Here is a 21,481-nt window from a genome sequence, read left to right as displayed (position 1 = left end):
CATGCTCAATATCGTTCTTGCCGCCGCCCTTGCCGCTCTTGGCCAGGATGCCCAGCCCGCCGCAACGCCGGCCGTCGCCCCGGTCGCGACTGGCCCGGCGCTGGAACAGATTCCCGGCGTGACGGTCAATTATTACGACGTCGCCGGCAAGAACGACAAAGAACTGCGCGCCTCAATCGACCAGCAGCGGCCCAAGAATGCCGCCGGCCAGCCGATCACGGCCGGTACCAGCTGGATCATCGATGCCAGCATCAGCAAGCAGACCACCGACGGCGTCTGCAAGATCACCAGCGTCACGCCCAACTTCAAGGGCACCGCGGTGCTGCCCCGGCTGACGACGGCGGACAAGCTGAAGCCCGAGATGCTGGTCCAGTGGAATAAATATTCCGATGGCCTGAAGACCGCCGCTGCGGAACAGCTCAACTTCGTCCGCGGCCGTCTGGGCGACGTGCAGACCGCCGTCGGCGCGGCGGCCTGCGACCAGGCCGCTGCCGCGCTCGACGCGTCGCTGGAGAAGCTGAAGACGCAGGAAGCGGCCTTCCTTGCGCAGCAGGCTGCCGCCCGCACCGCGGAAGAGCAGCGCCTGATGGCGGAGCGCGAAGCGGCTGCGAAAGCGGCCAAGGAAAAGGGCGAGAACGCGTCCTACGACCCCAAGTCCGAATAGGCCTTAGAAGCGGTCGGGCAGTTCGACCGGCCCGATCAACTCGGAATGCTGGGCGATCGCGAAGCGGTCCGTCATGCCGGCGATGAAATCGCCGATGCGGCGGACCTGCGCGGTCGTCCCGGCATCCGTCCGCCATTCCGGCGGCAACAGGTCAGGCCGGTCGCGATAGGCACGGGCCAGCGCCGCGATCACCCGCTGCGACCGGATCCGCACCTCGTCCAGCTGCGGCGCATTATAGACGTTGCCGTAGAGGAAGCGCTTGAGCGACTTCTCCTCCCCCGCCAGCGTATCCGAAAAGCCCGCCAGCTGGCGCCCGGCCAGGCGGACGTCGTCGATATCCCTGGCCCCGCTCTTGCCGACCCGGCGCCCGGTTTCGCTGATCACGTCGGCGACCATCGTGCCGATCATGTCTCGCACCAGCGCCCGCTGCATCTTGTCCGCCGGAATGTCGCCTGACCGGTCGCGGATCGCGCGCCAGTGCCGCTCGACCAACGGCAGCGCCAGCAGCGCGTCCAGGTCGATTAGGCCCGCGCGCAGCCCGTCGTCGATGTCGTGATTGTCATAGGCGATGTCGTCGGCAATCGCCGCCACCTGCGCTTCCAATGACGGCCAGCTCGACAGTTGCAGGTCGAATTCCTGATTGGCCTCGGCCAGCGCCCAGTTCGGCGCCGCGACCGGGCCGTTATGCTTGGCCAGCCCTTCCAGCGATTCCCAGCTGAGGTTGAGCCCGTCGAAGCCGACGTAGGGTGTTTCCAGCCGGGTCGCGATGCGGATCGTATGGGCGTTGTGATCGAACCCGCCGGCATCGGCCATCGCCTCCTGCAACGAATCCTCGCCAGCGTGGCCGAACGGGGGATGGCCAAGGTCGTGGGCCAGGCACAGCGTCTCGGTGAGGTCCTCGTTCAGGCCTAGCGCACGGGCGATGGTCCGCCCGATCTGCGCCACTTCCAGGCTGTGGGTCAGCCGAACTCGGTAATGATCGCCGTCGGGCGCGATGAACACCTGGGTCTTGTGACGCAGGCGGCGGAAGGCGACCGAGTGGATGATCCGGTCGCGGTCGCGCTGGAAGATGTCGCGGGGGCCGCGCGGCCCGCTATCCGATTCCGTGTGCGCACGGCCGCGCGAGCGCGAAGGCTGCGCCGCGAGCTCGGGGCGAAGCGTCACTGATTGGGAATTTTGCGGACCACCTGTCCCGGCTGGCTCGTCCAAGCGAACGAGTCAATGCGCGCGCTTTCCAGGGCATCGCCGAACAATTCCGCATCCTCGCTGGAATGGAACGGCCCGATCAGCAGCCGGCTGCGCGCGCCGGTTTCGGCAACATAGCCGCCCATGCCCTTGAACAGCGACGGCTTGCGCGAACGGATCTGGTTGAATTCGTCGGTGAAGGCCTGCCCGTTGCTGCCGCTGGCCAGCTGCAGCCAGATCTTGCGGCTGTTCGGGTCCGACTGGATGCGCTTGGTCTGGATGAGGTCGGTGTTGGGCGATTCCACGCGCGCGCGGGTGTCGGGAATAGAGGCCATCCGGACCGGTGCCGCGGCGCGCTCCGCAACCGTCGCGACGGGCAGCGAATAGCCGGTCGCCGCGGGCGGCTGGGCCACGCTGGGCGTCGCTGTCAGCATCTGTTCGATCGACGCCAGGCGGTCTTCGCGCGGCAGCTGGCGTGATGCCACCGCCGTGCCGTCGCCCGGGAAGATACCAAGGTGGACGGCCGCCGCCTTTTGCGGCGTCGTCAGCCCGGGCAAGCGGCGGAAGAACGGATCCATGCGCGCGGCCGCGCCGGGCATGGTGAAATTGAGCGCCTGGTTGGCCGCCGCGATGTCGCCGCTGACTGCCAGGGCCAGCGCACGCACGCGCAGCGCACCGGTGTCGCGGCGCTGCACCAGCGGCTGAAGCGTTTCCATCGCCTGCGTCTTGTGCCCGCTGATCGCCAGGCTCAGCGCTAGTCGGCGGCGCGCTTCGTCGCGGTCGGGGCCGTTGAGCGCGGCGCGATAATCGGTCTGGGCCGCCGCCTGCTTGCCCAGCAGGTCGAACGCCAGCCCGCGGTCGCACCCGAAGCTGACGACCGACGCGCCAAGCTGCAGCGCGCGATTGAAATAGGTCAGCGCGCCCTGCGGGTCGCCGGTGGCGACAAGCGCCGCGCCCATGCCGGCCTGCGCCAGCGGGCTGTTGGCATTAATCTCCTCGGCGCGGCCGAAAAAGCCGGCGGCCGATTGCGCGTCGCCAAGTTGTAGCGCGGCCTTGCCGGCGGCGATCAGCGACGCGAAATTATGCGGGTCGTCGGCGAGGATGTGAACGTTGCGGGCAAGCGCATCGGCCGCGCTTTCGGCATACATCGGCACGGCCTGTGCCGACGCCGAACTCGGCACCGCCGCCAGAATCGCACCGACGCACGCCAGAATCAGCGCACCGACGCGAACGCGTTTGCTATGAAGCCCCACCGCCATAATTCTCCCGTGGCAGAGAGAATCTTGCGCGAACCTTTCTGGCTAGTCTCTTAACGACGAACCGTGCAGGCCCGGCGATGAATCCCGCCGATTACTGGTTGTTCTGGCGATTGAGGAAACGCGGGATGTCGATCGGATCGCGATCGGTCCCCGTCGAGCCCTGCTCGTCGAGCTGCGCCCGGGGCGCGCCGCGGCCGATATTCTGCATCCGTTCGAACAGCGTGGCGCCCGTGTTGGTCGCCGTCTTCGGCTGTTCGGCCGGCGCGGCGTCGACGGTATCGCCGTCGTCCTCGTCGGTCGGCGGCGCGATCGGCGGCGCGCCGACCGTGGTCAGCACGTCGTCATTGTCGAGCACCAGCTCGTCGCCTTCGTCTTCGGCGGTCGTCGAGGTGGTCGCTTCGTCCTCGACGATCTCGTCGGTCAGTTCGAGCGTATCCTCGTCCTCGTCGGTCGTCGTCGTCGTCCGGCTGGCCGGAGTGGTATCGAGGATCGACGGCGCGGGTGCGGTGCGCGACGGGAAGGTGAAGACCTTGGCCGGCGCCGCCTGGGCGACGGTTTCGGCTTCGATGCCCGTGGCAACGACCGACACGCGGATCTTGCCGTCCAGTTCGTTATTGAACGCCGAGCCCCAGATGATGTTGGCATCGGGGTCGACCAGTTCCTTAATGTGGCTGGCGGCCTCGTCGACCTCCATCAGGCGCATGTCCTCGCCGCCGGTGATCGAGATGATGACGCCCTTGGCGCCCTTCATGCTGACGCCGTCGAGCAGCGGGTTGGAGATCGCCTTTTCGGCGGCCTCAATCGCGCGATTGTCGCCCGACGCTTCGCCGGTGCCCATCATCGCCTTGCCCATCTCGCCCATCACCGAACGGACGTCGGCGAAGTCGAGGTTGATGAGGCCGGGCATGACCATCAGGTCGGTGATCCCGCGCACGCCCTGCTGCAGCACCTCGTCGGCCATTTCGAACGCTTCCTTGAAGGTCGTATCCGAATTGGCGAGGCGGAACAGGTTCTGGTTGGGGATAACGATCAGCGTGTCGACGTGCTGCTGCAGTTCCTCGATCCCGCTGTCGGCGGAACGGGTCCGGCGCGAGCCTTCGAACGCGAACGGCTTGGTCACCACGCCGACGGTCAGGATGCCCTTGTCGCGGGCCGCCTTGGCAATGACCGGCGCGGCGCCGGTGCCGGTGCCGCCGCCCATGCCGGCGGCGATGAAGCACATGTGCGCGCCTTCCAGCGCCTTTTCGAGATCCTCGAGCGATTCTTCCGCGGCGGCACGGCCGATTTCCGGTCGCGAACCGGCGCCAAGGCCCTGCGTGATCTTCAGCCCCAGCTGAATTCGCCGGTCGGCGGATGACGTGTTGAGCGCCTGCGCGTCGGTATTGGCGACGATGAAGTCGACGCCCTGGACGTCGGCCGCAATCATGTTGGCGACGGCGTTTCCGCCAGCGCCGCCGACGCCGATCACGCTGATCCGCGGGCGAAGTTCGTCAACTTCCGGCCGAATGAAATCGATGCTCATGGGTCCCACCCCCGAAAAAATCCCAGCAACGCCTTGTCGCGTCGGATGAATCTTTGAATCATCGGGACTCGCAAGCCAAGGAAAAAGTTAACGCGAGACCGAAAAAAGTGGGGATCGCGACTCTTAGGACTCAGGTAACCGCCAATTTCCGCGCAAATATTTAACGCCGGCAAACTTCCGGATTGTCCCCGGACGACAGGCGGGTCGCCCAGAATGTGGACGCGGTGCTGAGGATGACCGCGGTCGTGCCGCATTTGCGCAGCTGAAACCGCACCTTGCGCGACTTGAAATCGAGCGACACGCGGCGGAAGGTTTCAAGCAGGTCGGTGCCGAGCAGCAATGACGGCTGCTTTTCAAGGCCGAAGCTGGTGAACGGGGGCACGTCGGCAAAAGCGATCGGCACGTTGCGCAGGGTCACCGAGCCGAGCCTGAGTTCGCCGATCTTGGCGACCTGCAATTCGGTCGTCGCACCGGTCACGCCGGTAACCGGGATGGTCAGGAACTTGTCGCGGTTGCCGCGGATCAGCAGGTCGCGCAGGGCCAGGTTGCCGATGCTGATTTCCGATCCCGTGTCGACCACGGCGTCGACCGGAATGCCTGCCGCGCGCACCTGCGTCAGGATCAGCTGGCCGCGCCGCCGCAATGCGGTGACGACGATTTCGCCCGGCAACGGCCGGTAGGGCACGCTGGCATCTTCCGCCTTCACCGTGCGGGCTTCGAAATCCAGCATCAGCCGTTGCCGCACCAGCGCATCGATGCCGATGATGCCGTGACCGCCAAGATCGTCCTCGCGCAGCGCCGGCAGCAACAGGTTGGGAACGACCGTCGGCCCCAGCGACAGGGAAGCGACGCGCACCCGCGACACCTCCGCGGTCTCGGTAATGCCGTGCAAGACGGCGGGCGCGCCGACCGGCATTTGCAGGCGCCTGGCGACGTTCAGCCCGACGACCGACGTGTCGGCGCCGCTGTCGACGATAAAGCGGTAGGGACCGGTGCCGTTGACGTGCACGTCGACCGTCATCCGGCTGCTCGTCTTGCGCGCCGCAATGTCGTTGCCGCCGATGACCAGCGTATCGTCGATGACCGCCGGCGGAAGGTCGGGCAGCCGGTTCGTCGGCACCGTCCTTGGCCGTTCGATCTGCGGCGACTGCGCGACCGACGTCGCCGGTATCATCAGGGCCGGGATCAGGGCGAGGACAAGGCTGCCGAAACGCACGCGCTATTCTCCATCGATCGCGCCACGGTACACCCGGCGTGTGCCGCTCGCCAGCGCCCGTCGACGAACGGCGGAAGGTAAAATGCGTTCAGCCTCCGTATAAGGAAGCGCGGTTAACCTGCGCCCACGCGCGGCGGCTGCACGGGCACCGCTGGAACACCGAACACAGGGCCTCGTTGTTGCGTTGAGGACCCACGGAGATACGAAGATGCAGAAGATTTCCCAGAAGACGGTTGGGCCGGTTCTTGCGCTCGCACTTCTCGCGGGTTGCTCGACGGCGACGCCGTACCAGCCGCTTGGCTATGGCAACCAGCAGGGCGGTTACGCCAGCCAGCAGCTGGACCAGAATCACTTTCGCGTGATGTTCATCGGTAATACGCTGACCTCGCGTCAGCAGGTCGAGAACTACCTGTTGTACCGGGCGGCGGAACTGACCGTTCAGCGCGGCTCCAACTGCTTCACGATCGTCAACAAGGACACCGACCAGAACACCGAAGTGCGCATGTCGCCCTTCGCGAACGGCTATGGTGGCGGCTACGGCGGCTTCGGCTACGGCCGCGGCTATTATCCGGGCTGGTCCCCGTCGTGGCGCCTTGGCGGCCCGTGGGGCATGTACAATTACAACCCGTGGTCGGGCGGCCCCTTCTTCCCGGGCCGGTACGACATCGACACGGTGACGAGCTACCAGGCGATGGCCGACATCGCGCTGAGCCCGACCTGCGGCACCGCCCCCGGGTCGTTCAACGCGCAACAGGTCGTCCAGAACCTGCAGCCCTACATCATGCGGCCCCAGGTCCGCTAACAGCGGCCGCCTTCGGGCAGCTAGAATTTGGTACCGCGGCGCTTCTCGACGATCGGTTCGGGGGGCGCCGCTTCCGTTTCGGGCTCCGGAGTCCGCATTTCCAGGAAGCTGGCGACCGTGTCCGCACTCACCGCGCGGCCGTAAAGCCAGCCCTGCGCCTCTGAACAGCCAAGCGCGCTCAGTTCTACCCGGATCTGTTCGGACTCCACCCCTTCCGCGGTCAGCGGCACGTTTAGCTTGTGGCCGAGCATCGCGATGGCATCGACGATCGCCGCAGTCCGCTCGCTCTTGACGAAGCGGGTGATGAACGTGCGGTCGATCTTGATCCGGTCGACCGGCAGCGTGTCGAGTTCGGCCAGCGAGGCGTAGCCGGTGCCGAAATCGTCGAGCGAGATGCTGACGCCGATCGACTTGAGGCTGCGGATGGTGGCCAGCACCTGGTCGCGGTCCTCGAGCAGGGCCGCTTCGGTAATCTCCAGCTCCAGCCGCCGCGCCGGAAAGCCGGTGGCGGTGAGGATGCGCATCACGTGCTGGGCGAAGCTTAGGTCGCGGAACTGGACCGGCGAAACATTGACCGCCACTTTCAGGTGCGCGGGCCAGCCGCGTGCCTCGGTCAGCGCCTGTTCCATGATGCTCATGGTCAGCGGCCCGATCAGGCCGGTGACTTCGGCCTGCGGCACGAAATCGTCGGGTTCGACCAGCCCGCGGGTCGGCGAATTCCAGCGCGCCAGCGCTTCGAAGCCGGCCAGGTCGCGCGTGTTGAGATCGATCAGCGGCTGGAAATAGGGCACGAACTCGCCGCGCTCGATGCCGTGGCGGATGTCCTCGTCCAGCTGGTTGCGCCGCGACAATTCGCTTTCCAGCTCGTCATTATACCAGGCGAAGGCGTTCCGGCCTTCCTTCTTGGCGGCGTACAAAGCGACGTCGCTGCGGCGCAGGATGGCGGTTTCGTCCAGCGACGAATCGAACGTCGCCAGCCCGATCGACGCCGTGACGTTGAGGGTCGACGATCCCGTGCGCACCGGCTTGGCGATGGCTTCCAGCAGGGCGCTGGCCCGCGCATCGGCTTCCTCGCGAACCGCGCCGGGCAGGAGCAGCGCGAATTCGTCGCCGCCGATGCGCGCGCACAGTGCGCCGCCGCGGGCGCTGTGGCCCAGGATATCGGCGATCACGGACAGCAACTGGTCGCCGGCGGTGTGGCCGTGCAGGTCGTTGACCCGCTTGAAATGGTCGAGGTCGATCAGCAGCAGCGCGCCCTGCCCCTTTTCGGTCAGCAACTCGTGCAGCGTGCGCATGAACTCGCGGCGGTTGGCGAGGCCGGTGGCATGGTCGACGTTGGCATTGCGATGGGCGGTGCGTTCCGCCTGCTCCCAGGCCTCGATCGCCTCCTTCAGGTCCTTGGCGCGAAACCAGCCGAACAGGATGATGGCGACGTTGAGGATGAAGGCGAGCTTCAGCGATTGCAGGGTGGCGGGAAGCGGTACGAAACCCACCGACGCGGGCAGCAACTGGCTGCCCAGGCCGACGAACAGCAGAATCGCCGCCAGCGTCGCGCACGTCGTGATGACGTAGCTGCTGGCCAGCCGCATTGCCTTCGACTTACCTGATGTCACGCGAAATTCACCCAGCCAGAAGCCCCACTGAGCCGCTTGTGACATTAACTGGTGAAAAGTTTCCTACCGCGCGGAAACCCGGGTCAGTACCCGCCCTTCATCGCCGCGATGAAGCGTCCGACGACGCCCTTCGGACCCGGCTGGCGAATGGTCGTGCCAAGCGCGATGTCGCGAATGTCCCCGCTTTGCGACGCGCCCAGCAGGGCCAGTCCGACGACGGTTGAGAAGGCCGGGCCGCTATGCGCGTCGGGCAGGCCGGCGATCGTCCGCGGCCGGCCGACCCGGACCGTGCGGCCGAGGACGCCTTGCATGTAATCGGCGATATTTTTCAATTCCGCCCCGCCGCCGGTGAGCACTACCGGCCGGCCGACCGGACCCGCGAAGCCCAGCGCCTTCAGGGCCGCGTCGACTTCGCCGGTCAGCTGTTCGACGCGGTGGCGGATGATGGTCATCAACTGGGCGCGGGTGATCTTGACCGGCTCCCCACCCTCTTCGACGCCCAGCGGGTTGGCGTCGATCAGCTCGTGATTGTCGCGCGGCGAGGTCATTGCCGAACCGTAGAAGCATTTCAGCCGCTCCGCGTCGCGGCGGTTCACGCCGAACGTCGCGGCGATGTCGTCGGTGATGTCCCGAGCGCCCAGCGGAATGGACTTCAGCCCGACCAGGATGCCGCCGAAATGCAGCGAGACATTGGTCACGCCGGCGCCGAGTTCGACCAGGGCAACGCCAAGTTCGCGTTCTTCCTGCGACAGGCAGGCGAGCGCCGCGGCGACCGGCGAGGCGACGATGGCGCGGACCCCAAGGTGCGCCGCGCGGATGATGTAATCGACGTTGCGAAGCGGCGCGGCATCGGCGGCGATGACATGGATATCGACGCCCAGCCGGTCGGCATGCAGGCCGACGGGATGCTGCACCGCCTGCGCGCCGTCGATGGTGTACAGCGCCGGGTGCGCGTGCAGCACCACCTTGCCGCCACGGTCGATTGCCGCGCGGCCTTGCGCCAGCAGCTCGTCGATGTCGGCGGGGTCGACCTGGTGGCCGCCAAGCTCGACCTCGACGCTGGCGACTTCGCTGCTCAGCCCGCCGGCGCCATAGCTGGCCCACACGTCCTCGATGGTCACGCCCGACATGCGTTCGGCCAGCTCGACCGCCTCGCGCACCGCGAATTCGCTCTTCTCGATGTCGGTAATGTAGCCGCGAGTGACGCCGCGGCTTTCGCGCTGGCCGGTGCCAAGCACGCGCAGGCGGTCCTCGCGGTCGACGGTTGCGATCAGCGCGCTGACTTTCGACGAACCGATGTCGAGCGCTGCGATCAGCGGCTGGTCGTTCGGGGCAGCCATCGGGTCAGCTCTGCGTCGTCGGTTCGGCCGGGGCTTCGGCCGGAACTCGGGGAAGGCGGACGGTCATCTTGCCCGGCAGGCGAAGGTCGAGGCGCAACAACCCACGGCCCAGCAGGCCGGTCGACTTGTCGAGTTCGACGAACTTGGCGAGCGCGGTCTCGGCCGGCTTCACGCCCTCGGGCAGCGCAATGGTCTCGCCGGTCTGCAGCTTGAGGTCCCAGCGGCGGCCGCCCACCCATACCGCTGATACCAATTGCGGCTCGAGCGCCGGGGCCGCGGCGAGCAACCGGTCCAGCTCGCGCCCGTGCAGGTTCGCGCCCGGTCCGACCAGCAACGGCAGATCGGGCATCTGGGTCACCGATACCCGGTCGATGACCGTCCCGTTGGCATCGATCAGCGCCAGCCGACCGGCGTCCTGCCACAGCGCGGTCGGGCGCCGCTCGACGATGTCGATGACCAGCGTGTCGGGCAGGCGGCGCGACACGCGCGCATCCTTGACCCAGCCGAAGCGCAGCAATTGTTCGCGGATGCCATCAGCATCGACCAGCGGCATGGCGCGCGATTTCTGATCGAGCGCGATGCGATAGACGGGGGCGCTGTCCATGTTGCGGATGCCGACGACGTCGACCCGCTTCACGGTGAAGCCGGCGCGGCCGATCGCTTCGCCGATGGAGGTCATGACGCGGTTGGGTACGTCGAGCGCGACCAGCACGACGGCCAGGATCAGCGCCACGAACAGGCCGAAGGCGACCGTGGCCCAGCGGGTGACCCGCGCCTCGTCGACCGGGATTCGGCGCGTGATCTTCTTGGGCACGGCGACCCGTGCCTTGCCCTTGCGGCCCTTCGGCGCGGCTCCGCGCCGCACGCGCGCCGCGGTCATTCGATCGCCTCGGCGATCAGCCGTTCAACCAGCTCGGCATAGGAAATGCCGCGCTGCTTGGCCTGTTCAGGCACCAGGCTGAGCGGAGTCATGCCGGGCTGCGTATTGACCTCGAGCAGGTAGATGCCCGCCTCGCCCTGTTCGTCGTCCCAGCGGAAATCGGAGCGCGAAACCCCCTTGCAACCGACCAACTGGTGGGCGCGCAACGCCATACTTTCCATCGCCGCGGCGATATCGTCCGGGATGTTGGCGGGACATTCGTGGACGGTCAGCCCGTCGGTATATTTGGCGTCATAATCGTAAAAGCCCGCAACCGGCTTGAGCTCGGTCACGCCAAGCGTTTCGTTGCCAAGCACGCTCGTCGTCAGCTCGCGGCCCTTGATGAAGGGCTCGGCCAGCAGGCGTTCGAACTTCTGCCACGGACCTTCGACATCGCGGCCGATCGGCGACCCGTAATTGCCGTCGTCGGTGACGATCGCGACCCCGACCGAAGACCCCTCGTTGTTCGGCTTGAGCACATAGGGCCGCGCCATCGGGTCGCCGGCATAGAGGCTCTCGCTCTCGACGATCCGGCCTTCGGGCATGCGGATGCCGTGGGGGACAAGGACCATCTTGGTCAGTTCCTTGTCGATGGCGATGACCGAGGTCTCCATCCCGCTATGGGTATACTTCAGCCCCATCAGGTCCATCATGCCCTGGACGCTGCCGTCCTCGCCGGGCGTGCCGTGGAGCGCGTTGAAGACGACGTCGGGGCGCAGTTCTTCCAGCCGCTTGGCGACATCGCGGCCCATGTCGAGCTCGGTCACCCGGCTCCAGCCCGCGCCGCGCAGCGCCTCGACGATGCCGCGACCGCTGGACAGCGACACGTCGCGCTCGGCCGACCAGCCGCCCATCAGCACGACGACATGCAGGTCGCGGTTCACTTCGCTTCTCCGATCCGCTGGATTTCCCATTCAAGCTCGATCCCGCTGCTGTCCTTGACCCGGCGGCGGACCTCCTCGCCCAGCGCCTCGATCTCCGCGCTGGTCGCGCTGCCAAGATTGAGCAGGAAGTTGCAATGCTTTTCCGACACCTGCGCGTCGCCGACCTGGAGCCCGCGGCACCCGGCTTTGTCGATCAATGCCCAGGCCTTGTCGCCCGGCGGGTTCTTGAAGGTCGAACCGCCGGTGCGGCTGCGCAGCGGCTGCGATTCCTCGCGGCTCCGGGCGATACGGTCCATTTCCGCCTGGATCGCCACGCTGTCCCCGGGGACGCCGCGAAAGGTCGCGGCCACGACGATGGCCTGGTCCGGCAATTCGCTGTGGCGATAGCTGTAGCCGAGCGCCGCGACCGGCAGGGTGACCAATTCGCCCGAGCGCAACACCACGTCGCATTCGACTAGCACTTCGCAGGTTTCGCGACCGTAGGCACCGCCGTTCATGCGCACGAAGCCGCCGACCGTGCCGGGGATCGAGCGGAGGAATTCGACCCCCGCGATGCCCGCGTCGCGCGCCGAGGAAGAAACGAGGATCCCGCTGGCGCCGCCGCCGCAACGGATGGCCGTACCATCCAGCACCTCGACCCGCGCGAACGGTTTGCCCAGCCGCACGACAACGCCCGGAACGCCGCCGTCGCGAACGATCATGTTCGATCCCAGCCCCAGCCCCATGACCGGCACGTCCCGGTCCAGCTGGCGAAGGAAATCCTGCAGGTCGGCGACATCGGCGGGCTCGAACAGCCATCCGGCGCGGCCGCCGCTCTTGAACCATACCAGCGGCGCCAGCGGCGCATCCGGGGTCAACTTGCCGCGCACCCTGGGCATGGTCGCGACGCCGCTCATTTCGCCGCCCTCGCCCGCGCGATGCCGTCGGCCAGGCCGGCCGCCCACTTGGTGATGTCGCCCGCGCCCATGCAGACGATGGTGTCGCCCTCCGCCGCGATATCGCGCAGCGACACGGCCAGGTCGTCAAGGGTGGCGCAGGCCTTGACCATGCGGTGGCCATGGGCGCGCAGGCCGTCGGCCAGCGCCTGGCTGTCGACGCCCTCGATCGGCTCTTCCCCCGCGGCGTAGACCGGCACCACGAACACCATGTCGGCGTCGTTAAAGGCCGCCTGGAAGTCTTCCATCAGCGCCTGCAACCGGGAAAAACGGTGCGGCTGGACGACCGCGATGACCCGTCCGCCGTCGGTCATGTCGCGCGCCGCGGACAGCACCGCGCGGATTTCCACCGGGTGATGCGCGTAATCGTCGATGACCAGCGCGCCGTCGATTTCGCCGACCTTGGTAAAGCGCCGCTTGACGCCCTCGAACCGTTCGAAACCGGTGATGATCTTCTCGTCGGGGATGCCGAGCTCGATCCCGACCGCGATCGCGGCCAGCGCGTTCTGGACGTTATGCTTGCCCGGGATCGGAATGTGGATGCCGGGAATGGTGCGGCGGCTGCCGTCGCGTTCCAGCACCACCGCGTCGAAGCGGCTGCCGACCCCGTCGGGCTCGACATTCTCCGCGCGCAGGTCGGCGAGCGCGGAAAAGCCGTAGGTGACGATGCGGCGGTCCTGGATGCGGCTAAGGATCGACTGCACCTCGGGATGATCGACGCACAGGACGGCGAGGCCGTAGAACGGCACGTTCTCGATAAACTCGCAGAACGCCCGCTTGATCGAATCGAAATCGCCCCAATGCTCCAGATGCTCGGGGTCGATATTGGTCACCACCGCGATGGTGCCGTCGAGCCGCAGGAAGCTGCCGTCGCTTTCGTCGGCCTCGACCACCATCCAGTCGCTTTTGCCCAGCCGCGCGTTGGACCCGTAGCGATTGATGATCCCGCCGTTGATCACCGTCGGGTCGAGCCCGCCGGCATCGAGCATCGCGGCGACCATCGAGGTGGTCGTCGTCTTGCCGTGGGTGCCGGCGACCGCGATGGTCTTTTGCATCCGCATCAGCTCGGCCAGCATTTCCGACCGCTTGACGATCGGCAGGCGCTTTTCCATCGCCGCGGCGACCTCGGGATTGTCGCGCCTGATCGCGGTCGACACGACCACCACCGTCGCATCCTCGACGTTTTCCGCCCGTTGCCCGATCGCGACCTTGATGCCCTGCTTGCGCAGCTTTTCGACGACATAGGATTCGGTGACGTCGGACCCCTGCACCGAATAGCCGAGCTGCTTCATCACTTCGGCGATGCCGGACATGCCGATCCCGCCGATGCCGACGAAATGGATGGTGCCGATGTCGGTGCCCAAGGCCTTCATGCCTGAAGGTCCTCGATCAATAGACTCGCCTTCATGCCTGAAGGCCCCTTATCAATAGACGCGCCTTCATGCCGGAAGGCCCGTGCCCGCGAACTTCACCGCCGGGCGCGGTTCCAGCACCGGCCCGACCGGCAACGGCGACAATCCGCCGCCGATCCGTTCGACCAGGTCGGCAAGATCGCGCGCGGCATGCGGACGGCCTACCGACAGTGATCGCGACGCGGCATTGGCCAGCGCCTGCCCGTCGCCGGCGACGGCCTCGACCTGCCGGGCCAGCGCCTCGGGCGTGAAGTCCGCTTCCGGGATGGTGCGCGCACCGCCGGCGTTGCTGATTTCCCGCGCGTTGGCGGTCTGGTGATTTTCGGTCGCTGCGGCGAACGGAACCAGGATCGCCGGCCGTCCGGCGGCGGTCAGTTCCGCGATGGTCGACGCGCCGGACCGGGCGATGACCAGGTGCGCGTCGGCCAGCTTTTCCGGCATGTCGAGAATGTAGGTCATCACTTCGGCCGGGATGCCAAGGTCGGCATAGGTCTGGCGGATGGTGTCTATATCCTCCGGCCGGCATTGCTGAACCACCTGCAGCCGGCGGCGCAGCGAGGGCTCCAGCATGCCCAGTCCGGTCGGGACGACGCGCCCGAGGATGGTTGCGCCCTGGCTTCCGCCGGTGACGAGGATCTTGAGCGGCGAGGTGTCGTCGAATGCGGGGAACGGCATTTCCCCGACGCGCACGATCTCCTCGCGCACGGGATTGCCGACCAGCACGACCTTGTCGCGGTTGCCCGGTTTCAGCCGGTCGATCTGGGAAAAGGCCGTGGCGATGGCCCGGGCGCGGCCGGCAAGCATCCGGTTGACCCGGCCAAGCACCGCATTCTGTTCGTGCAGGATGCTGGGGATGCGCGCCGCGCTGGCGGCAAGCAGCGCGGGAAAGGTCGCATAGCCGCCGAACCCGACGACCGCATCGGGCGGATGGTTGCGATAGATCCGCCGTGCCTCGCTGCGCCCGCGCGACACGGTCAGCAGAGTCTTGAACATCGTGATCGGGTTTCGGCCCAGCCGTCCGGCGGGCAGGACGTGGACGGGAATTTTGTCGAACAGCCCCGGGATCTTCGCCCCGCGCGCGTCGGTGATGACCAGCACCCCGTGGCCGCGCGCCAGCAGCTCCGCGGCGAGGGCGTGCGCCGGGACCATGTGACCGCCCGTACCACCGGCGGCGAGGACGAAATTCATGCGCGGCATCAGGCTGGCTGTGCTTCTCCGCTCCATTTCACGACATACGGCGAGCGGGTCAGATACGGATTGCGGCGCGTGAATGCGAGCAGCAATCCCATGCCGATCGACAACGCCAGCATCGAGCTTCCGCCGTAGCTGATGAACGGCAGGGTCATGCCCTTCGACGGCGCGATCTGGACGTTGACCGCCATGTTGATCAGCGCCTGCAGCCCGAACTGGATGACCAGTCCCGCGCCGGCAAGAATGGCGAAAGGCGAATCCTCGTCGAGCAGCTTGACCAGAACGCGGGCGACGATGACCAGATACAGCAAGGCAATGGCCAGGCAGGCGATCAGCCCGAACTCCTCCCCGATGACGGAGAAGATGTAGTCGGTCTGCGGCTCGGGCAGGCCGAATTTCCGCGTCCCGGCCCCCGGTCCCATGCCGAACAGCCCGCCCGCGGTCAGCGTGCGCATCGCATTGTCGGTCTGGAACGTGTCGCCTTCACCGAACAGGAAGGCGTCGATGCGGATCGTCGCCACGTCGTAGAAAAAGTAAGCGAGCACGATCCCGATCACGCCGGCAACCGCCAGCCCGCCAAGGATGCGCAGCGACACGCCGGCCAGCGCCAGCATCGCCACCCACACCGCGACGAAGATGATGGTCGAGCCGAAGTCCGGCTGTTTCATCAGCAGGACGGCAATCGCCGCGACCGGCAGGATCGACAGCGCGAACACCGGCAACGACTTGTCCGCTTCGCGCAGGCTCAACAGCCAGGCCATCGCCACCGCGAAGAAGGGCTTGAGGAATTCCGACGGCTGCAATTGGCCGATGCCGATTTCGATCCACCGCCGGGCGCCGTTCACTTCGGGCCCGAGCACCGGCACGAACAGCAGCAGGATGAAGAAGAAGCCGGCGCCGAACAGGGCAAAGCGCCGCGCCCGTTCCCGCGACAACATGGAAATGCCGATCATCACCGGCACGCCCACCGCGATCCAGGCGATCTGGCGATAGAAATAGTAGAGTTCCGGCACCTTGTGGCTGCCGCCGGAATAGCGGACCGCGGCGGCGGGCGAGGCGGCGGCCACCGCGATCAGCCCAATGCCGATCAGCGCCGCGACCAGCAGCAGCAGGACGCCGTCGATCTCCCAGAACCAGCGGCCCACCGCCGACCGGTCGGCGCGGCCGTAGCGCGTCGCATCGACCTTGATGCGCGCCTTGAACTTGTCCGAAAAGATCCCCGTCATAACGCCCCCACCAAGGCTTTGAACTGATCGCCGCGATCCTCGAAATCCCGGAACTGGTCGAAGCTCGCGCAGGCCGGCGACAGCAACACCGTATCACCCGGCTGCGAATCCCGCGCCGCCTGACGCACCGCGTCGGCAAGTTTTCCACAATTTTTCACGGGCATATGCGGATTTAACAGCCGCTCGAACAGCTCGGCGGCTTCGCCGATCGTGTAGGCGGACGCGACATTGCCGAAATGCGGCGCGCATTCGTCGAGATCGTCCGACTTCGCCTGCCCGCCGAGGATCCAGCGGACTGGCTTGAACGCCGCCAGCGCCGGCGCCGTCGCGGTCGGATTGGTCGCCTTGCTGTCGTTGACGAACAGCACGCCGTCGTGGGTCGCCGCGCGCTCCATACGGTGGGGAAGGCCGGGGAACGCGCGGAGTCCTTCGGCGATTGCGGCTTCCGGCATCGGCACCCCATGGCCGACGGCGAGCGTGTGGACCGCCGCCACTGCGGCGAGCACGTTCTGGGCGTTGTGTGGTCCCTGCAAAGTCGGCCATTGCGACTGGTCGCCATGACGATCGTCGCCGATGAGAAGGCTGCTTTCGACCGTCCGGTTGGCGCCGAGAAGCCGGATTGTCGTGTCCGGACACAGGCTGACCGCGTCGGGACCGCCCCATGTCCCCAGCGCGGTCGGAACGCGGCGCGCACCAAGCGTGGCGGCAAGGTCGCCCGATGAGACATCGTCGCCGACGACGACTGCCGATGACGCGGCAGACTGCATCGCGAACAGCCGCGCCTTCGACGCCGCATAAGCCTCGAAGCTCTCGTACCGATCGAGATGGTCGGGCGTGATGTTGAGCAGCACCGCGACATCGCAATCGAGGCTCTGCGTCAGGTCGATCTGGTAGCTCGACAGCTCCAGCACATAGACGCCGCCTGCGGGCAGCGGGTCCTGGCTGAGGATCGGCAGGCCGATGTTGCCACCCATCGTCGTCGGCACGCCGGCGGTCTTGAGGAGGTGGTGGACCAGCGCAGTGGTGGTCGACTTGCCGTTGGTGCCGGTGATGCCGACGACCTTGTGCGGCGGCAGTTCGGATCGGGCGCGGGCGAACAGTTCGATGTCGCCGATGATTTCCAACCTTGCCTCACGCGCCCGCGCGGCAATGGGGTGGCGGTTGAGCGGCAGGCCGGGCGTGACGACGAGGCTGTCGAATTCAGTCAGGTCGGCGGTGTCCAAATCGACAAGTTCAACCTCGTTCGTCCCGGGCGCAGTCGAGGGGCGCACCTCGGTTATGCCAGCGCCCCTCGACTTCGCTCGGGACGAACGGAAGTTTTCGCGGGTCTTTTCGCTACCATCCCACGCCGTCACGCGCGCGCCGCTGGCGAGCAACGCCTCGACCGTCGCCAGACCGGACCGCGCCAGCCCGTAAACGGCATAATGCTTGCCGGCGAAGGCGCGGGCGGTGATCACCGCAGCTTGAGCGTGCTGAGGCCCGCCAGCGCCAGCACGAAGCTGATGATCCAGAACCGGATCACGACGGTCGGTTCGGACCAGCCGATCTGTTCGAAATGATGGTGGATCGGGGCCATCAGGAACACGCGCTTGCCGGTGCGTTTGAACACGATCACCTGGATGATGACCGACAGCGCCTCGACCACGAACAGGCCGCCGATGATCGCCAGCACGAATTCGTGGTGGGTCGCGACCGCGATGGCGCCCAGCGCGCCGCCCAGCGCGAGGCTGCCCGTATCGCCCATGAAAACCGCCGCGGGCGGTGCATTGAACCACAGAAAAGCGAGGCCCGCACCGACGATGGCCATCAGGATGACGGTCAGGTCGCCCGCCCCCGCGATATGCGGAACGCCAAGATATTCGGCGTAGATTGCGTTGCCGACCATGTAAGCGATCAGCAGGAAGGCGAGGCTGGCGATGATCACCGGCATGGTCGCCAGCCCGTCGAGCCCGTCGGTCAGGTTCACGCTGTTGCCGAAGGCGACGATGACGAACGCGCCGAACGGAATGTACAGCCAGCCGAGGTCGGCGACCGGTTCGCGGACGAACGGGATGTGCAGGTCCGTTCCGCTATATTTGACCATCAGCCAGGTGGCGAAGCCGGCCAACGCGAATTCCAGGATCAGCCGGGTCTTGCCCGACAAGCCCGCATGATGCGCTTTTCGCACCTTGTCGTAATCGTCCATGAATCCGATCAGCCCGAACCCCGCGGTGACCAGGATCGTCGCCCAGACATAGACGCTGCCGACGTTCATCCACAGCAGCGCCGAGGCGAGCATGGCGATAAGGATCAAGAGGCCGCCCATCGTCGGCGTACCGATCTTCGACAGATGCGTTTGCGGCCCGTCGGCGCGGATCGGTTGCCCCTTGCCCTGCCGGACGCGCAGGTAGGAAATCAGCCACGGGCCAAGCAGCAGCCCGATCAGCAGCGCGGTGGCGCTGGCCGCACCGGCGCGGAAGCTCAAATAACGAATGAGGTTGAGGATGCCGGGAAAGCCAAGCTGCTCGGCAAGGAGGTACAGCATCAGGCGTCTTCCCTCGTCAGCCGCTCGACCACCTGGGCAAGCCCGATGGAGTTGCTCGCTTTCACCAGCACCGCGTCGCCGGGACGAAGCAGCCGTTCGACCGCGTCGGCGGCCGCGTCCGCGTCGCTTGCGCGGGTCACGTGGATGCTATCGCCCAGCGCGTCTTCCAGCGGGCGCATGTCGTCGCCGACCAGCACCAGTTCCTCGACCCGCGCGTCGAGTACCGCCGGCGCAAGGTCGGCGTGCAATTGCCGCGCGTGGTCGCCAAGCTCTCGCATCGGGCCGAGCACGGCGATACGCCGGTCGATGCCGCCTTCGGCGCCGAAGCTCTTGAGCGTGGCGGCCATCGAAGCCGGGTTGGCATTGTAGCTTTCGTCGATCACCAGCGCCTCGCCGCCGTCGAGCAGGATGCGGTGGCGTTCGCCCCGCCCTTTCAGCCCGCCGAGGTCGGCAAGCGCGAGCCCGGCAAGCGCAAGATCGCCGCCAACCGCCTCGACCGCGGTCAGCACCGCCAGCGCGTTCCACACCCAATGCTCGCCGCGCTGCGAAATGGTGAAGGTGATGTCGCTGTCGAGCAGCGCGGCGGTGATCAGGCTGCCGCCGCGTTCCGCGCGCACCGCGTGCAGCGCATGGACGTCGGCATCGCCGGTGCCGAAGGTGACGATCCGTTCCGCATGACGGCGCGCCGCGCGGACCAGCCGGTCGCGGTGCGGGCTGTCGTTGGGGATGACCGCGATGCCCTCGGGCTCCAGCCCTTCGAAAATCTCCGCCTTGGCGTCGGCGATGGCCTCTTCCGATCCAAGGTTCTCGATATGCGCCGGGGCGATCGTGGTGATCAGCGCGACGTGCGGCCGGACGAAGCGCGTCAGGGTCGCGATCTCGCCCTTGTTGTTCATGCCCATTTCGAGCACCGCGAACTTCGCTTCGCGCGGCAGCCGCGCCAGGCTCAGCGGCACGCCGGTATGGTTGTTGTAGCTCTTGACCGACCGGTGGACGGCGCCCGGCTGCCAGCGGTCGAGCGCGGCGTACAGGGCCTCCTTGGTGCTGGTCTTGCCGACCGACCCGGTGACCCCGATGATCGTCGCCCCGCTGCGGGCACGGGCCGCCTTGCCCAGCGCTTCGAGCGCGCGGGCGACATCGTCCACCAGCACGTGCGGATGGTCGCACGGCTTCGACACCAGCAGCCCGGCGGCGCCGGACGCGATCGCCTGGTCGAGGAAATCGTGCCCGTCATGGACCGTTCCGGGCATGGCCACGAACAGGTCGCCGCCGCCGACTTCGCGGCTGTCGAAGGTGACGCCGGAAACGTCGAAGTCCGCGCTGGCGGTGCCGCCGGTCGCCGCCGCAATCTCGGCCGAGGTCCACAACGCGCTCATGCCGCGCATTCCCGCGCCACCAGCGCATCGTCGAACGGCAGCGTCTGCGTACCGATGATCTGCACCGTTTCATGCCCCTTGCCGGCAAGCAGGATGATGTCGCCCTGCCGGGCCATGTCGAGCGCCGCGGCGATGGCCTGCCGCCGCCCGCCGACCTCGATCGCGCCAGGCGCGCCGGCCATGACCTGGGCGCGGATCGCCGCCGGGTCCTCGGTGCGAGGATTGTCGTCGGTAACGATGACCACGTCGGACAGGCGGCTGGCGACTTCGCCCATCGGCGCGCGCTTGCCGGTGTCGCGGTCGCCGCCGGCGCCGAACACGGTGATCAGCCGGCCTTCGACATGCGGCTTCAGCGCGGCGATGGCGGCTTCCAGCGCGTCGGGCGTGTGGGCGTAATCGACATAGACCGGGGCGCCGTGGCGGCTGATCACCGCCCGTTCCAGCCGGCCGCGCACCGGCGCCACCCGGCCCATCGCCGAAAAGACGTCGCGCCACGCGCCGCCGGTGGCCAGCACCAGCGCCGCCGCGGTCATCACGTTGGACGATTGGTACGCGCCGATCAGCGGCAGCGACACCTTGTACTGCTGGCCGTCATGGTCGAGCTGCAGGATCTGGCCGAGCGGCGTCGGCACCTGGTCGAGCAGGCGGATGGTCTCGCCCTTGCGGCCGACCGTCATCAGCTTGAGCCCGCGCGCCCGCGCCCGGTCGATGACCGCGTCGGACCGCGGATCGTCGGTCCACACGACGGCCGCAGCACCCGGCTCGGCAACCTCGTCGAACAGCCGCATCTTGGCCTCGAAATACTCGTCCATCGTCGCGTGGTAATCGAGATGATCGCGGCTGAAGTTGGTGAAGGCGACCGCGGCCAGCCGCACCCCTTCGGCGCGATACTGGTCAAGCCCGTGGCTGGACGCTTCATAGGCGACATGGCCGATGCCCATCCGCTTCAGGCCCGCCATGTTGTTGAGGAAGGTGACGATGTCGGGCGTGGTCAGCCCGGTTTTCACCTGATCGTCCGACGTGGTCACGCCAAGCGTGCCGATGCTCGCCGACCGGTGGCCCAGCATGCGCCAGATCTGGCGGGTCATCTCGACCGTCGACGTCTTGCCGTTGGTGCCGGTGACGGCGACGACGGTTTCCGGGAACGGCGCGAAAAATTTCGCCGCCATGCTGGCGAACAGCCGCCGCGGCTGCGGGTCGGCAAGGTGCGCCGCGCCCGCCACCGCCGCCGACGGCGCCGCGACCACCGCCACCGCGCCGCGGCGCACTGCGTCCGCGATGAAATCCTCCCCGTCGAACATCGCGCCCTTGAAGGCGCCGAACACGTTGCCGCGGGTCACCTTGCGGTTGTCGATGGCAAAGCCCGTCACCTCGGAATCATTCTCGACGTCCGCGAGATCGCACAGGCGCACC

18 protein-coding genes are annotated in these 21,481 nt (G+C 67.2%); 2 read left to right on the top strand and 16 right to left on the bottom strand.

Annotation, left to right across the window (positions count from 1 at the left end):
* Nucleotide 1: 1 nt before the first annotated feature.
* On the top strand, nt 2-664 hold the full coding sequence (locus H8M03_RS11110) for a DUF922 domain-containing protein (protein ID WP_187479495.1): 663 nt from the start codon (nt 2-4) through the stop codon (nt 662-664).
* 3 nt (nt 665-667) lie between these two features.
* Here the strand turns inward: H8M03_RS11110 and H8M03_RS11105 are convergent, their stop codons facing one another.
* From H8M03_RS11105 to H8M03_RS11090, 4 genes are all read right to left on the bottom strand, one after another.
* Nucleotides 668-1,828, bottom strand: a complete 1,161-nt coding sequence (locus H8M03_RS11105) for a deoxyguanosinetriphosphate triphosphohydrolase (RefSeq protein ID WP_187479494.1) — start codon at nt 1,826-1,828, stop codon at nt 668-670.
* Nucleotides 1,825-3,003, bottom strand: coding sequence for a tetratricopeptide repeat protein (locus H8M03_RS11100; RefSeq protein ID WP_187479493.1), 1,179 nt, complete (start codon nt 3,001-3,003; stop codon nt 1,825-1,827). The genes H8M03_RS11105 and H8M03_RS11100 overlap by 4 nt, the downstream gene beginning before the upstream one ends.
* A 196-nt stretch (nt 3,004-3,199) precedes the next feature.
* Nucleotides 3,200-4,630 (bottom strand): cell division protein FtsZ, encoded by a 1,431-nt coding sequence (gene ftsZ / locus H8M03_RS11095; RefSeq protein ID WP_187479492.1) that lies wholly within the window; start codon nt 4,628-4,630, stop codon nt 3,200-3,202.
* A 160-nt stretch (nt 4,631-4,790) separates the two neighbouring features.
* A complete protein-coding gene (locus H8M03_RS11090; protein WP_187479491.1) occupies nt 4,791-5,846 on the bottom strand; it encodes a retroviral-like aspartic protease family protein in 1,056 nt (351 codons plus the stop codon).
* A 208-nt stretch (nt 5,847-6,054) separates the two neighbouring features.
* Here H8M03_RS11090 and H8M03_RS11085 point away from each other — a divergent pair, with 208 nt between their 5' ends.
* Entirely contained in the window at nt 6,055-6,648 is a 594-nt protein-coding gene (locus tag H8M03_RS11085) for a CC0125/CC1285 family lipoprotein (RefSeq protein WP_187479490.1), read from the top strand.
* A gap of 20 nt (nt 6,649-6,668) precedes the next feature.
* Here the strand turns inward: H8M03_RS11085 and H8M03_RS11080 are convergent, their stop codons facing one another.
* The 12 genes from H8M03_RS11080 to H8M03_RS11025 all read right to left on the bottom strand — a co-directional run bounded on the left by H8M03_RS11080 (nt 6,669) and on the right by H8M03_RS11025 (nt 21,480).
* On the bottom strand, nt 6,669-8,306 hold the full coding sequence (locus tag H8M03_RS11080) for a putative bifunctional diguanylate cyclase/phosphodiesterase (protein ID WP_187479489.1): 1,638 nt from the start codon (nt 8,304-8,306) through the stop codon (nt 6,669-6,671).
* A gap of 38 nt (nt 8,307-8,344) precedes the next feature.
* Nucleotides 8,345-9,601, bottom strand: a complete 1,257-nt coding sequence (ftsA, locus tag H8M03_RS11075; protein ID WP_187479488.1) for a cell division protein FtsA — start codon at nt 9,599-9,601, stop codon at nt 8,345-8,347.
* Between the two features lie 4 nt (nt 9,602-9,605).
* Nucleotides 9,606-10,481: a cell division protein FtsQ/DivIB gene (locus H8M03_RS11070; RefSeq protein WP_187479487.1), complete on the bottom strand. Its 876-nt coding sequence runs from the start codon at nt 10,479-10,481 to the stop codon at nt 9,606-9,608.
* Nucleotides 10,478-11,374, bottom strand: coding sequence for a D-alanine--D-alanine ligase (locus H8M03_RS11065; RefSeq protein ID WP_484592937.1), 897 nt, complete (start codon nt 11,372-11,374; stop codon nt 10,478-10,480). Before H8M03_RS11065 ends, H8M03_RS11070 begins: the two co-directional genes overlap by 4 nt.
* A 26-nt stretch (nt 11,375-11,400) precedes the next feature.
* Nucleotides 11,401-12,300 (bottom strand): UDP-N-acetylmuramate dehydrogenase, encoded by a 900-nt coding sequence (gene murB, locus H8M03_RS11060; RefSeq protein WP_187479485.1) that lies wholly within the window; start codon nt 12,298-12,300, stop codon nt 11,401-11,403.
* Nucleotides 12,297-13,712, bottom strand: a complete 1,416-nt coding sequence (gene murC / locus H8M03_RS11055; protein WP_187479484.1) for a UDP-N-acetylmuramate--L-alanine ligase — start codon at nt 13,710-13,712, stop codon at nt 12,297-12,299. Before murC ends, murB begins: the two co-directional genes overlap by 4 nt.
* Before the next feature lie 66 nt (nt 13,713-13,778).
* A complete protein-coding gene (gene murG, locus H8M03_RS11050) occupies nt 13,779-14,939 on the bottom strand; it encodes an undecaprenyldiphospho-muramoylpentapeptide beta-N-acetylglucosaminyltransferase (protein ID WP_246448871.1) in 1,161 nt (386 codons plus the stop codon).
* Between the two features lie 8 nt (nt 14,940-14,947).
* The gene (locus H8M03_RS11045) at nt 14,948-16,168 is read right to left on the bottom strand and encodes an FtsW/RodA/SpoVE family cell cycle protein (RefSeq protein WP_187479482.1); all 1,221 of its coding nucleotides are present in this window, start codon (nt 16,166-16,168) and stop codon (nt 14,948-14,950) included.
* Nucleotides 16,165-17,625, bottom strand: a complete 1,461-nt coding sequence (gene murD, locus H8M03_RS11040) for a UDP-N-acetylmuramoyl-L-alanine--D-glutamate ligase (RefSeq protein WP_187479481.1) — start codon at nt 17,623-17,625, stop codon at nt 16,165-16,167. Before murD ends, H8M03_RS11045 begins: the two co-directional genes overlap by 4 nt.
* Entirely contained in the window at nt 17,622-18,692 is a 1,071-nt protein-coding gene (gene mraY / locus H8M03_RS11035; protein WP_187479480.1) for a phospho-N-acetylmuramoyl-pentapeptide-transferase, read from the bottom strand. Before mraY ends, murD begins: the two co-directional genes overlap by 4 nt.
* Complete coding sequence (locus H8M03_RS11030) at nt 18,692-20,068, bottom strand: UDP-N-acetylmuramoyl-tripeptide--D-alanyl-D-alanine ligase (protein WP_187479479.1); 1,377 nt, start codon at nt 20,066-20,068, stop codon at nt 18,692-18,694. Before H8M03_RS11030 ends, mraY begins: the two co-directional genes overlap by 1 nt.
* Entirely contained in the window at nt 20,065-21,480 is a 1,416-nt protein-coding gene (locus H8M03_RS11025) for a UDP-N-acetylmuramoyl-L-alanyl-D-glutamate--2,6-diaminopimelate ligase (protein ID WP_246448870.1), read from the bottom strand. Before H8M03_RS11025 ends, H8M03_RS11030 begins: the two co-directional genes overlap by 4 nt.
* Nucleotide 21,481 lies beyond the last annotated feature (1 nt).

The sequence above is a fragment of the Sphingomonas sabuli genome (assembly GCF_014352855.1).
GTDB classification, from domain to species: domain Bacteria; phylum Pseudomonadota; class Alphaproteobacteria; order Sphingomonadales; family Sphingomonadaceae; genus Sphingomicrobium; species Sphingomicrobium sabuli.
The sequence above is the reverse complement of the archived record's forward strand: the minus strand, read 5'-3'. Positions and strand labels throughout refer to the sequence as shown.